The sequence below is a fragment of the Streptococcus oralis genome, from assembly GCF_026782125.1.
Lineage (GTDB): Bacteria > Bacillota > Bacilli > Lactobacillales > Streptococcaceae > Streptococcus > Streptococcus oralis_CE.
The window spans coordinates 63,969-77,387 of sequence record NZ_JAKUVY010000002.1 but is presented as its reverse complement, the minus strand read 5'-3'; the positions used below and the strand labels follow the sequence as shown (position 1 = coordinate 77,387).

The 13,419-nt window shown below is 41.5% G+C and carries 12 protein-coding genes; 2 read left to right on the top strand and 10 right to left on the bottom strand.

Annotated elements, in window-relative coordinates:
• Window positions 1–60 precede the first annotated feature (60 nt).
• Together MK385_RS01905 and gyrA are read right to left on the bottom strand one after the other, a co-directional pair.
• Window positions 61–807 carry a class A sortase gene (locus MK385_RS01905; protein ID WP_268725140.1) on the bottom strand — a complete coding sequence of 249 codons (747 nt, stop codon included), beginning with the start codon at window positions 805–807 and terminating at the stop codon, window positions 61–63.
• Entirely contained in the window at window positions 807–3,275 is a 2,469-nt protein-coding gene (gene gyrA / locus MK385_RS01900) for a DNA gyrase subunit A (RefSeq protein ID WP_268725139.1), read from the bottom strand. The genes MK385_RS01905 and gyrA overlap by 1 nt, the downstream gene beginning before the upstream one ends.
• Before the next feature lie 194 nt (window positions 3,276–3,469).
• On the opposite strand from gyrA, the gene MK385_RS01895 reads away from it, so the two are divergent.
• The gene (locus tag MK385_RS01895; protein ID WP_076984597.1) at window positions 3,470–4,456 is read left to right on the top strand and encodes an L-lactate dehydrogenase; all 987 of its coding nucleotides are present in this window, start codon (window positions 3,470–3,472) and stop codon (window positions 4,454–4,456) included.
• Between the two features lie 122 nt (window positions 4,457–4,578).
• On the opposite strand, the gene MK385_RS01890 is transcribed toward MK385_RS01895, so the two are convergent.
• Together MK385_RS01890 and MK385_RS01885 are read right to left on the bottom strand one after the other, a co-directional pair.
• The gene (locus MK385_RS01890) at window positions 4,579–4,854 is read right to left on the bottom strand and encodes an HU family DNA-binding protein (protein WP_001284636.1); all 276 of its coding nucleotides are present in this window, start codon (window positions 4,852–4,854) and stop codon (window positions 4,579–4,581) included.
• 107 nt (window positions 4,855–4,961) lie between these two features.
• The gene (locus tag MK385_RS01885) at window positions 4,962–5,798 is read right to left on the bottom strand and encodes a DegV family protein (RefSeq protein ID WP_000195456.1); all 837 of its coding nucleotides are present in this window, start codon (window positions 5,796–5,798) and stop codon (window positions 4,962–4,964) included.
• Window positions 5,799–5,939: 141 nt separating this feature from the next.
• On the opposite strand from MK385_RS01885, the gene MK385_RS01880 reads away from it, so the two are divergent.
• Window positions 5,940–6,788 (top strand): YitT family protein, encoded by an 849-nt coding sequence (locus tag MK385_RS01880; RefSeq protein ID WP_044020617.1) that lies wholly within the window; start codon window positions 5,940–5,942, stop codon window positions 6,786–6,788.
• A gap of 22 nt (window positions 6,789–6,810) precedes the next feature.
• Here MK385_RS01880 and MK385_RS01875 read toward each other — a convergent pair whose 3' ends face one another.
• The 6 genes from MK385_RS01875 to sufD form a co-directional block, all read right to left on the bottom strand.
• On the bottom strand, window positions 6,811–8,208 hold the full coding sequence (locus tag MK385_RS01875; RefSeq protein ID WP_268725138.1) for an APC family permease: 1,398 nt from the start codon (window positions 8,206–8,208) through the stop codon (window positions 6,811–6,813).
• 224 nt (window positions 8,209–8,432) lie between these two features.
• Complete coding sequence (locus MK385_RS01870) at window positions 8,433–9,002, bottom strand: hypothetical protein (RefSeq protein ID WP_268725137.1); 570 nt, start codon at window positions 9,000–9,002, stop codon at window positions 8,433–8,435.
• A gap of 18 nt (window positions 9,003–9,020) precedes the next feature.
• Window positions 9,021–10,433: a Fe-S cluster assembly protein SufB gene (gene sufB, locus MK385_RS01865; RefSeq protein WP_268725136.1), complete on the bottom strand. Its 1,413-nt coding sequence runs from the start codon at window positions 10,431–10,433 to the stop codon at window positions 9,021–9,023.
• A gap of 35 nt (window positions 10,434–10,468) precedes the next feature.
• Window positions 10,469–10,909, bottom strand: coding sequence for a Fe-S cluster assembly sulfur transfer protein SufU (sufU, locus tag MK385_RS01860; RefSeq protein ID WP_268725135.1), 441 nt, complete (start codon window positions 10,907–10,909; stop codon window positions 10,469–10,471).
• Window positions 10,896–12,122: a cysteine desulfurase gene (locus tag MK385_RS01855; RefSeq protein ID WP_268725134.1), complete on the bottom strand. Its 1,227-nt coding sequence runs from the start codon at window positions 12,120–12,122 to the stop codon at window positions 10,896–10,898. The genes sufU and MK385_RS01855 overlap by 14 nt, the downstream gene beginning before the upstream one ends.
• 10 nt (window positions 12,123–12,132) lie before the next feature.
• Window positions 12,133–13,395, bottom strand: a complete 1,263-nt coding sequence (sufD, locus tag MK385_RS01850) for a Fe-S cluster assembly protein SufD (RefSeq protein WP_268725133.1) — start codon at window positions 13,393–13,395, stop codon at window positions 12,133–12,135.
• Between the last annotated feature and the right edge of the window lie 24 nt (window positions 13,396–13,419).

The following is a 13,419-nucleotide window of genomic DNA, read 5'->3' as shown; positions in this document are numbered from 1 at the left end:
TTGATCCTATTTTGTTAACATAAAAACCAGTGAAATAGCACTTCACTGGTTCATTCATTCTTAATAACGTTGTCTATACGGTTGATTAAAGGCCTTCAAAATATCCTCAGAAGTCTCAGAATAAGCCTTTGATTCTTTAAAGATTCCTTTGACGATTATACGCTCGGTCGCATTATAATCAACACAGGTAACCAAAGTAATCTCCTTTACGCCATCACGATCTTCGATTTCATCTACACGGTCAGGTGTGACACGTTTAACTTCAGTAATCTCATAAGTATAAACTTTATCCTTATCCGTTAGGTAAATTTTCATACCTGCTTTGGCATTGACCAAAGGTGAGAAGAGCATCTGACTCGCATTTTCAGCAGTAAAGATATGGTGACTGGCTAGAGAATAGTTGCCTTCTCCCATTTTTTGGTCTGGTTTCATGGTCCCTGCTCCATAGAACAAGTTTACATTATCCAAACCTTTGAAAATAGGCAGGTTGATTTCTACTTCAGGAATAGCAATACCACCGATAACTGGAAGCTTTTGGGCATCCCATTGTGAAGCAAGAACAGCTTCAGATGAAATAGACTTAACAGAGTCAAAATCAAAATTTCCTTCGGTTTTTAGATTTTCATCAATATTTTCCTTGGTCACTTGATTGACTTGGTATTTATTAGTATTCCAGACCAAAAAGAGGTCACGAATCTTAGAATTAAAAATCAAAGCTAAGGAAAGAAGAATCAAGAAACCGGCTAGAATATTGATAAATAAATTTCTACGCTTATTCTTCTTATTTTTCGTTTTTCTACGAGACATTATTCTGCACCTTCTGTTTCAATTTCAGTCCTAACTTCTTCTTTTTCTGCCGCAGCAACCGTTGTAAAGGTCACAATCTTGGCATCTTGGTCTAGACGCATCACCTTAACTCCCATAGTTGAGCGTCCTGTTTGTGAAATATTGGCAACGTTTGTTCGAATCATGACCCCTGTATCCGTGATAATCATCAGGTCTTCATCCCCCTTAACAGTGAGGAGACCTGCCAGAGGACCATTCTTCTCAGCAACATTGGCTGTCTTCATCCCTTTACCGCCACGGCCTTTAGTAGGGTATTCAGTAGCAAGGGTACGTTTACCATAACCTTTTTCAGTGATGATAAGGACCTCATCCTGATCAGTGATGACACTAGCACCAACTACAGTATCTCCTTCACGAAGGTTAACTCCTCGGACACCTGTCGCGATACGGCTCATGCCACGAACAGCTGATTGATTAAAGCGAACAGCATAACCAAACTTGGTACCAATGATAATATCCGTATCTTCTTCTGTCAGCAAGACATTAATCAATTCGTCTTCATCCTTAAGATTCAAAGCTTTAAGTCCATTTTGACGAATATTAGCGAACTCTTTAACACTGGTTCTCTTCACAATACCGTGACGGGTTGTGAAGAAGAGATAGGCGTCATCACTACGTTCAGACTCAACGTTGATGATGGTCTGAATGCTCTCACCTTCGTCTAACTTCAATAGATTGACAACTGGCAAGCCCTTAGCGGTACGACCATATTCAGGGATTTCATAACCTTTTAGTCGATATACGCGTCCTTTATTGGTAAAGAAGAGCAGATGATCATGGGTGCTGGTTGAAACCAACTCACGCACAAAGTCATCATCCTTAACTCCCGTACCTTGAACTCCACGGCCACCACGTTTTTGAGCAGTGAACTCACCTTGGTCCAAACGTTTGATATAGCCCTTGTTAGATAGGGTAATCAAGACATCCGTTTCTTCAATCAAATCTTCATCTTCAAGAGTTAAGACTTCTCCGATCATCAACTCCGTACGACGCTTGTCACCAAACTTGCGTTTGACTTCGTCCAATTCCTCTTTGATAATTTGCGCCACGCGCTCAGGTTTGGCAAGAATATCAGCCAAATCTGCAATCAAGGCAATCAATTCATCATACTCAGACTGAATCTTATCACGTTCCAATCCTGTCAAACGACGAAGACGCATATCAAGGATAGCTTGACTTTGACGTTCAGAAAGCTTGAACTTGCTCATCAACTCAGCTTGCGCTTCCGCATCTGTTTCACTGGCACGAATGATACGAATCACTTCGTCGATATGGTCAAGTGCAATTAAAAGACCTTCTAAGATGTGCGCACGCGCTTCTGCTTTTTCCTTGTCAAAACGAGTACGGCGAACAACCACTTCTTTTTGGTGCTCGATATAAGCATCCAAAATTTGACGAAGGGACAAGATTTTTGGCACACCATTTTCAATCGCCAACATGTTGAAACCAAAGTTGGTTTGCATCTGGGTCATCTTGAAGAGGTTGTTAAGGATAACGTTGGCAGACGCGTCGCGTTTAACCTCGATTACAAAGCGAACGCCTTCACGATTGGACTCATCACGTACAGCTGTAATGCCCTCAATTCGTTTTTCCTGAACCAAGCGAACAATATGCTCATGCACCTTGGTTTTATTAACCATATAAGGGAATTCCGTTACAACGATGCGCTCACGACCCGTCTTAGTGGTTTCAATCTCTGTACGAGAACGAAGGACAATGGAACCTTTACCAGTCTCATAAGCCTTATGGATACCTGATTTTCCCATGACAAGGGCACCGGTTGGAAAATCTGGACCAGGCAAGACTTCCATCAAGTCCTTAGTCGTCACTTCAGGATTGTCCATAACCAACTTCACTGCATCAATGGTTTCACCCAAGTTGTGAGGTGGAATATTGGTTGCCATCCCAACAGCGATACCCGTTGCTCCATTTACCAAAAGGTTTGGAAAACGAGCTGGCAAGACCAAGGGTTCACGTTCATTGGCGTCGTAATTGTCTACGAAATCAACCGTGTTTTTATTGATGTCACGAAGCATTTCCAGAGCAATCTTGCTCATACGTGCCTCAGTATACCGCTGCGCGGCAGCACCGTCCCCGTCCATAGAACCAAAGTTTCCATGCCCATCAACAAGCATGTAACGGTAGCTCCACCACTGAGCCATACGAACCATGGCTTCGTAAATAGAGGAATCTCCGTGTGGGTGGTATTTACCCATAACATCCCCTGTAATACGGGCTGACTTTTTATGAGGTTTGTCTGGTGTAACACCTAGTTCATTCATTCCATAAAGAATACGACGGTGAACAGGTTTTAAGCCATCTCGAACATCAGGAAGGGCCCGCGCAACGATAACGCTCATGGCGTAGTCGATAAAGCTGGTCTTCATCTCCTTTGTCAGATTGACATTCACTAAATTTCTATCCTGCATTCATAAATGCCTCATTTCACTATTAGTAATTAGATATATTATACCATAATTCGTCCTTCATTTCAGTCTTTGGAAATCACTAAAACGTTTACATCGATGACCGAATAGAATATTCGTGACAAAGCTTTTTAAAAGTGATAGAATGAAAGTGTCTGGGGATTCCCCTAAAAAAAAATGAAGGAGATGTTTAGATAATGACTTCAACTAAACAACACAAAAAAGTGATCCTTGTTGGTGACGGTGCCGTAGGTTCATCTTACGCTTTCGCACTTGTTAACCAAGGAATTGCACAAGAGCTTGGAATTATCGAAATTCCACAATTGCATGAAAAAGCTGTTGGTGATGCGCTTGACCTTAGCCACGCCCTTGCCTTCACTTCACCTAAAAAAATCTACGCTGCTCAATACTCTGACTGTGCAGACGCTGACCTTGTTGTTATCACTGCAGGTGCTCCTCAAAAACCAGGTGAAACTCGCCTTGACCTTGTAGGTAAAAACTTGGCTATCAACAAATCAATCGTAACACAAGTTGTTGAATCAGGGTTCGATGGTATCTTCCTTGTTGCAGCTAACCCAGTTGACGTTTTGACTTACTCAACTTGGAAATTCTCTGGATTCCCTAAAGAACGTGTTATCGGTTCAGGTACTTCACTTGACTCAGCACGTTTCCGTCAAGCACTTGCTGAAAAATTGGATGTTGATGCTCGTTCAGTTCACGCCTACATCATGGGTGAACACGGAGATTCTGAATTTGCGGTTTGGTCACACGCTAACATCGCTGGTGTAAACCTAGAAGAATTCCTTAAAGATACTCAAAACGTTCAAGAATCTGAATTGATTGAATTGTTCGAAGGTGTTCGTGACGCTGCCTACACAATCATCAACAAAAAAGGAGCTACATACTACGGTATCGCTGTAGCACTTGCTCGTATCACAAAAGCAATCCTTGATGACGAAAATGCAGTACTTCCACTTTCAGTCTTCCAAGAAGGTCAATACGGTGTTAAAAACGTCTTTATCGGTCAACCAGCTGTTGTTGGTGCACACGGTATCGTTCGTCCAGTAAACATCCCATTGAACGACGCTGAAACGCAAAAAATGCAAGCATCTGCTAAAGAATTGCAAGCTATCATTGATGAAGCATGGAAAAACCCTGAATTCCAAGCAGCTTCTAAAAACTAATGAAAAGAAGGTTCTCATACATGGGAACCTTTTTCTTTTTGCCCCAAAAATGCCCCAAAGCAATAAAAAAAGCCTACTGACCAAGCTAGAAAGCTTGATTCAATAGGCTTTTTGAAAATTCATTATTTAACAGCGTCTTTAAGAGCTTTACCAGCTTTGAATGCTGGAACTTTAGAAGCTGCGATTTTGATTTCTTTACCAGTTTGTGGGTTGCGACCTTTACGTGCAGCACGCTCACGAACTTCAAAGTTACCGAAACCGATCAATTGAACTTTTTCACCAGCTGCAAGGTATTCAGTTACTGCTGCAAATACAGCGTCAACTGCTGCTGCTGAATCTTTCTTAGTCAATTCTGTAGCTTCTGCTACTTTAGCGATCAAATCTTGTTTGTTTGCCATGTTAACAAATCCTCCAAATAATTTCTAATTAACAAATATAATCATATCCTAAAATCGGCTATAGGTCAAGTCAAAAACACTATTTTGACCATTTTTTCTCTATTTTTTTAGGAATTGTAGCGAATTAGAATCGCCCAAGCATTCTCTCCAGTATGAGTTTGAATAATAGAGCCAGTTTCCAATACAGAGATTGGTTTCTCAACATAAGGTTGCAATAATGCCTTCATCTCATTCGCCCATTCGTTCGTTCCAGCATAGGAAATTCCAATTTCTGCAACTGATTTTTGGGAAAGAGTATTGGTTAATTCCTCAAGCCACTTTTTGAACGTTTTCGCTCCACGTCCTTTGGCGATTGGTTGGAGTTCGTGGTTTTTCATCTGCATTACTACACGAATATTCAAGAGTGAGCTTAGTAATCCTGTCACACGTCCAATACGACCACCCTTAACTAAGTTTTCTAGCGTCGAAACACCGATATAGAGTTCTGTATGATTTTTGACGTCCTCTACATGAGCTAAGATCGTTTCTAAGTCTTTACCCTCTTTGGCAAGTTTTGCGGCTTCAACAACTTGGAACTTCATTGCTTGATCTGTAAAGGAACTATCAATAACCGTTACATCAGCAGTTGAGAGGCTGGCCCCTTGGCGAGCAGCTTCCACAGTTCCAGACAAGGCATGGGACATGTGAATGGCGATAATTTGACTTCCATCTTTACCTAGTTCTTCAAAGACCTCAGCAAACACTCCTACAGGGGGCTGGCTTGTTTTAGGCAGATTCTTACTTTGTTGCATAAGATGAAGAAATTCTCCCTCTTTCAAATCTGCATCCGAATAAAGCACACTATCAATCATAACTGATAGAGGGACAACAGTGATATTTAATTCTTTAACTACTTCTGGTTCGATAGTAACAGAAGAGTCCGTTACAATTTTTACTTGTGTCATAATTCAATCTTTCTATTCTTCTCGATAGGATTGGGATTTTCTCCTTTATTATATCAAAAAAATGATAAAAAATCATAAGTGATCCGATGAAAAGAACTGAATTTTTGGTATAATCTATCTATAGAAAAGTGAGGAACAGCCATGATTCGAAAACTTCAACCGATTATCACTATTATTTTTGGAGCTGCTATCTATGCCTTCGGTCTTACCTACTTTGTTGTTCCTTATCATTTATTTGAGGGAGGGGCGACAGGTATTACCTTGATTACCTACTATCTTTTTAAAATCCCTGTATCATTGATGAACCTCTTGATTAATATCCCTTTATTTATCCTGGCTTGGAAAATATTTGGACCTAAGACCCTCTACTCTAGCCTTCTAGGATCTATTTCACTTTCCGTTTGGCTAGCAATCTTTGAGCGCATTCCTTTGCACATCGACTTGCAAGGGGATCTCATCATTGTCGCTTTAGTCTCAGGAGTCTTACTGGGGGTTGGTTTAGGAATTATCTTTAATGCTGGTGGAACCACTGGTGGCTCTGATATCGTTGCCCGTATCCTCAACAAATACACCAATATTTCGATTGGTAAATTACTCTTTGGGATTGACTTTTTCATCCTGATGTTGATTTTGATTATCTTCCAGGATCTTCGTCTAGTTACCTATACCCTCTTATTTGACTTTATCATCGCTCGTGTTATCGACTTGATCGGCGAAGGAGGTTATGCTGGTAAAGGATTTATGATTATTACCCAATATCCTGATCAATTGGCCAAAGAGATAAACGATGAACTCGGACGTGGCGTTACCTTTATATCTGGTCAAGGCTACTACAGCAAAAAGGATTTAAAAATTATCTACTGTATCGTCGGTCGAAACGAAATCGTAAAAATGAAAGATATGATTCACAAAATCGATCCTCAAGCCTTTATCACCATCACTGAGGCTCATGAAATTCTGGGTGAAGGATTCACTTATGTGAAAGATTAAAAAAGCTGGGAATTCCCAGCTTTTATTCTTCTTCTGCGAGGGTTGAATGGCGGAACCCGTAAGTAAAGTAAATGACTAGACCAACTACAAGAGCGATGCTAAAGGCAATCCAGGTATCTAGACTATATTGAAGCATAAAGGAAACACAGATAAGAATGGAAAGAATTGGCAAAAGTGGCACCAAGGGTGTTTTAAACTCTCCCTCTTTTGGCGTACCCTTATCCTTTCTGAGTTTTATTATTCCGTAGGCTAGCAAAATGAGATAAGCTAGCGTACAGATATTTAAGAAGGCTGCAATACTAGCTAGAGGAAAGACTCCTGCAGCAATGGCTGAAGCAACTCCTGTTAAAAGGGTCGCATTTTTAGGAACGCGACTAGTCTTGCTTAATTGTTTGAAACTTTGAGGTAAAAGTCCATCACGCGCTAAGCTATAAATCATCCGAGACAAAGCATAAGTCATGGAGATACATACAGTTATCAGGGTTAGAATGGCTACAAGCGAAACATAATTTGCCGCCCAGCTGATACCAATACTCCGTAATGAAAATGCTACTGCATCGTCCACATTGAGCTTACTGTAGTGAACAATCCCTGTCAATACTAAGGTTACCAAGGCATAGAGAATGGTGACGATTGTCAGAGAAAGGACAATTCCGCGAGGAATATTTTTTTGCGGAATTTGAATTTCATCAACTGCCATGGAAATAGACTCAAATCCGAGAAAACCAAAGAACATCAAAGATGCACCCGCCATAATTCCAGTACTTCCACCATATAGTTGACCAAAACCAAATGGAGCAAAATTTGTCCAATTTTCTGGCTTGATGTACCAAATACCAACTAGGATAAATAAGGCGAGAGCTGAGAATTTTAAGACCACTAAAAGCGAATTAAATCGCAAAGCTGCCCTGGAATTTAATAAAACCAATCCCGTTACCAAAGTCAGTACTAAAATAGGCATAAGATCGATATAGGTACCTTGTTCAGGGTTAAAGGTTCCATTCAAGGCTTGCGGCATGGAGATACCATAATTACTGAGCAATCCCTTAAAGTAAGCTGCCCAGCCAGACGCCACACCTGAAACAGCCGTCATGAATTCCATAATGGTCAACCAGCCAGCAATCCAGGCTGGCAATTCTCCTAGAATCGCATAGAGATAACTATAAGCACCACCAGTTGCAGGCACACGAGAGGCAAATTCTGCGAAAAAGAGGGCTGATAAAGAAACACACAGGGCAGAAATCACAATGGAAATCACTAGTGCTGGACCAGCTAGGGTAGCCGCTGCTGTTCCTGTAATGGTGAAAATCCCTGTCCCCACCATGGCACCTATTCCTAATAGAATCAAATCCCACAATTTCAAATGACGGTGCATCTCTGTCTGTCTCAGACTAACATCCTTGGTTCTAAAAATATTCATACTTCATCTCCACTAAATGTAATTGTTTTATTTTACCATATAAAAGCATTTTTGTGAATATTTATTAGGTTCTTTTTTGAAAAAAATTCTGAACAGAAAGGATTCCTGTTCAGATTCTGCATATTCTTACCCAACTGACCCTTCCATTTCATAGCTAATCAAGCGGTTAAGCTCAACTGCATATTCCATTGGAAGTTCTTTGGGGATTTTGGGATTTTGAAATTTTAAACTTCAAAGTAAGGGAACGGACGGTCGCTATCTAAAGGACGATTTGGGACTTCTTGTTCCAAAATAGCGCGCCAACCAGATACCAATTCTTCAAAAGTCAATTGGGCTTCAGGAGAAGCTGTTGTCAACTTCCGACCAAACCAAGCCATGGTTGCAGTCTCAAACTGAAGCATGGCGTACTCGATTACTGGAACCTTCGCTTCTTCATAATTCTCATTTACTGCACGTGCCACACCTGGTGCTTGTGGAAGGAGTTGATTGCTGATTTTATCGACAACAGTCGCATCCATCTCTCTCCATGAAAGAAGTTGACCATTCACCTGATAAAAGAGCTCAAAGGTTTCTTGATTTTCCTTAAAATTTGCAAGAACAAAAGCACGTTCTACCGACTCAGGACCACCAGCAGCTTTTACAACGTTTATCAAGAGGTTTTGTTCCATTTGTCGCCAATAATCATCTGCTTCTTCTGCTAAATCATTTGTAAACGGTGGAACAATTTCCTCGGCAGGAATTTCACCTTTATTCGCTTTTTCAACATTACCAAATAATTTTTTTAAGAATCCCATTTGCTTCTCCTTTTGGATTTATCCGACTGAACCCTCCATTTCATAGCTAATCAAGCGGTTCAGCTCAACTGCATATTCCATTGGAAGCTCTTTAGTGAAGGGTTCGACAAATCCCATGACAATCATCTCGGTTGCCTCAGATTCTGACAATCCACGACTCATGAGATAGTAGAGTTGTTCCTCTGAAATCTTGGATACCTTGGCTTCGTGCTCCAAAGCAACTTGCGAATTGTGAATTTCATTAAATGGAATAGTATCTGACGCTGATAAGTCATCCATGATAATGGTATCACACTCGATGTGAGAAACAGATTTCTTAGAGTTCTTGTTAAAGGTTACTTGTCCACGGTAGTCCACCTTTCCTCCGCCTTTAGCGATGGATTTTGACACGATAGACGAGCTTGTATGTGGAGCGTTGTGGATCATCTTGGCACCCGTATCTTGGTGTTGCCCTGCATTAGCAAAGGCGATAGAGAGCATAGTACCACGCGCCCCTTCTCCATCTAGATAAACAGATGGATATTTCATAGTCGTTTTTGCACCCAAGTTTCCATCAATCCACTCAACAGTCGCATCTTTCAAAGCTTTCGCACGTTTTGTTACCAAGTTATAGACATTATCAGACCAGTTTTGGATGGTTGTATAGCGCATGTAAGCTCCATCCAAAGCAAAGATTTCTACAATGGCAGCGTGCAAGCTGTTGCTTGAATATGTTGGTGCTGTACATCCTTCTACGTAGTGGACGCTTGCTCCCTCGTCAACGATAATCAGGGTACGTTCAAACTGACCAGTATTTTCGTTGTTGATACGGAAGTAAGTTTGAAGCGGAATATCTACCTTGACCCCTTTTGGTACGTAGATAAAGGTTCCACCCGACCATACTGCTGAGTTGAGGGCCGCCAACTTGTTATCAGTCGGTGGTACCAACTTCGCAAAGTATTTTTTAAACAAGTCTGGGTATTCCTTGAGGGCAGAATCCGTATCTGTAAAGATAATTCCCAATTTCTGGAACTCTTCCTTCATGTTGTGGTAAACCACTTCTGACTCGTACTGGGCAGAAGCCCCTGCTAGATAAGCACGTTCAGCTTCTGGAATCCCGATACGTTCAAAGGTTTCTTTAATCTTTTCAGGTACATCATCCCAAGAACGGGCAGGTTTATCAGATGGTTTTTGGTAGTAGATCAAGTCATCAAAGTCAATCTCTGACAAGTCTGCTCCCCAAGTTTGCATAGGCATTTTCTTGAAGGTTTCATAAGACTTCAAACGGAATTCTAACATCCACTCAGGCTCTCCCTTAGCAGCTGATAATTCGCGAATGACTTCTTCATTCAATCCTTTCCCTGTCGATAGGACAGGCTCTACATCGTCATGGAAACCAAATTTATATTCACCAAGGTCAATTGGTTTTGGTTCTACTCTTTCTTCAGCCATAATATCCTTTCTTTCATTATATATTTCTAAGTTTCTTATTTATCTTCTTGATTTTCAATTGTTTTTTTGAGAGCATTCCAAGCTAAGGTTGCACACTTTATTCTTTGAGGAAATTTGGCAACACCTGATAAGAAGGCCGCGTCTCCAAGTTGGTCTTGACGTTCATCTTTTTGACCTTGGACCATTTCTGAAAAAATAGTCGCAAGTTCTAAAATTTCTTGTTTGCTTTTTCCTAAAACGGCATCTGTCATCATACTAGCAGAGGCAGTTGAGATAGTACAACCCGAGTTTAGAAAAGCGATATCTTCCAAACGATCGGCTGCATCAAACTTGACAGAGAGGTTGATGACATCCCCACAGGTTGGATTGTTGAGACTGATTTGTTCAGCATCTTCTAACTTCCCTTGGTGATGTGGATTTTTCGAATGGTCTGCCACCACTGCCATATAAAGGCTATCTAGTTTAGAAAGTGCCATTGAAAAACTCCTTTGTCTTTTGTAGGGCATCGACTAATTTGTCACAATCTGCCTTGGTATTATAGATATAAAAACTTGCACGAGCTGTTGCTGGGACGTCCAAATATTGAAGCAGAGGTTGAGCACAATGGTGACCGGCACGAACTGCTACTCCTTCATAATCCAGAGCAGTTGCAAGGTCGTGAGGATGAAGGTCGCCTAGGTTAAAGGCAATAACTCCTGAACGTTGGGCTAAATCCTGGGAACCGTAAATGGTCAAACCTTCAATTGCCTGCAGTTTTGGATAGACGTAGGCTATCAGTTCTTGTTCATGGGCTTCAATGGCATCCATACCAATCTTTTCCAGATAATCCACTGCTGCAGCAAGTCCGATAGCACCTGCCATATTTGGCGTTCCAGCCTCAAATTTCCAAGGCAATTCCTTCCAACTAGCAGATTGCTCGTAGACGAAATCGATCATCTCACCACCAAATTCAACTGGTGACATTTGCTCAAGATATTTTTCTTTACCGTAAAGAACACCAATACCAGTCGGACCAGCCATCTTGTGACCTGAAAAGGCAAAGAAGTCCACATCCAAGTCCTGGACATCAATCTTCATATGGGGCGTAGACTGAGCACCATCCACCACCATGATAGCTCCAACTTGGTGAGCCATTTTAGTGATTTCCTTGATCGGATTGACCACACCCAGAACATTTGAGGCGTGAGCTAGGGAGACAAACTTAACTTTATCAGTCAATTTAGCTCGCAAATCTTCCATATCCAGAGCTCCATCCTTGAGATAGACATAAACAAGCTCTGCCCCAGTCTTTCGGCAAGCTTCCTGCCAAGGAATGATATTGGAATGGTGTTCCATGACGGAAATCAAGACCTGGTCTCCCTCAGTCAACACTTCCTCAGCATAACTTGCTACCCAGTTAAGACTGGTCGTCGTTCCTCTGGTAAAGAGTACTTCCTTTGTCGAACCAGCGTTGATAAACTTACCAATGGTTTCACGAGCAGCTTCATAAGATGCTGTCGCACGCTCTGCCAAAGTATGAACCCCTCGGTGAACATTGGCATTATCCTGCTCATAGTAGCGGTTAATCGTTTCAAGAACTGCTAGTGGTTTTTGTGTCGTCGCAGCATTGTCCAAATAGACCAGAGGTTCATCGTTAACAATCTGGTCTAAAATTGGAAAATCCTTGCGAATCGCTTCTACATCTAACATCGGTTTCCCCTTAGCGTTTTGACAATTTTTCTTCGATGGTTGCAATCATTTCATCACGAACTTCTTTGACTGGAATCTCAACGATAACAGAGCCAAGGAAACCACGAACAACCAAACGCTCTGCTGTTGCTTTGTCCAAGCCACGGCTCATAAGGTAGTACATATCTTCTGGATCTACTTGTCCGATAGAAGCCGCGTGACCTGCAGTTACGTCATTTTCATCAATCAAAAGAATTGGATTGGCATCTGAACGTGCTTGGTCTGAAAGCATGAGAACACGGCTTTCTTGTTGTGCATCTGCTCCTTTAGCCCCCTTGATGATGTGTCCAATACCATTGAAGGTCAAGGTTGCTTTTTCAAGAATAACCCCATGTTGAAGGATATTTCCGATTGAGTTGCAACCATAGTTTGTTACTCGAGTATCAATCCCTTGCACCTGACGACCACTTGATAGGGCTACAACCTTAAGGTCAGCATGGCTACCATTTCCAATCAAGTCACTATCAAAGTCCGCAACGACGTTTCCTTCGTTCATGACACCAATCGCCCAGTCAATGCTTGCATTGTTGCCTAGTTTACCACGACGGCTAATGTAGGCAGTCACATTTTCACCTAAACGGTCAATGGCAGCAAATTTCACTTGCGCACCAGAACGAGCAATCACTTCGACTGTGATATTGGCAGTTGCTTTGGCACTACCTTCACCACGCGACTCTAAACGTTCAAGATAACTAATCTTACTGTTCTTACCAGCGATGATGAGGATATGCTTGTTAAATGGCACATCGCTATCGCTGTCTTGGTAGAAAATTCCTTCGATTGGTTCAGCAATCTCAACATTATCAGGAATGTAGAGAACAGCACCACTGTTAAAGTAAGCCGTGTGGTAGGCTGCCAACTTGTCATCGTCATACTTAACAGATGACATGAAGAATTCCTCGATCAGCTCTGGAATTTCTTCTAAAGCTGAGTGGAAGTCTGTAAAGACTACTCCTTGTTCAGCCAATTCAACTGGAGTTTGTTCAAAAACAGTCTGCGTTCCTACTTGCACCAACTTCAAGTGATTATCTAGAGCCGTGAAGTCAGGAACATTTGCTGAAGGTTCACTTTCTGTGATGGTTCCATCTCCCAGATTCCAACGGTGAAATTTGACACGCTCAATAACTGGTAATTCCAAACTCTCAATCTTATCAAAAGCTTTTTGACGGAGGTCAGCCAACCAGCTTGGTTCAGCGTGCATTTCTGAAAAAAGTTTAATATTCTCTTTAGTCATTTACTTCTCCTAAAAGATACGAGG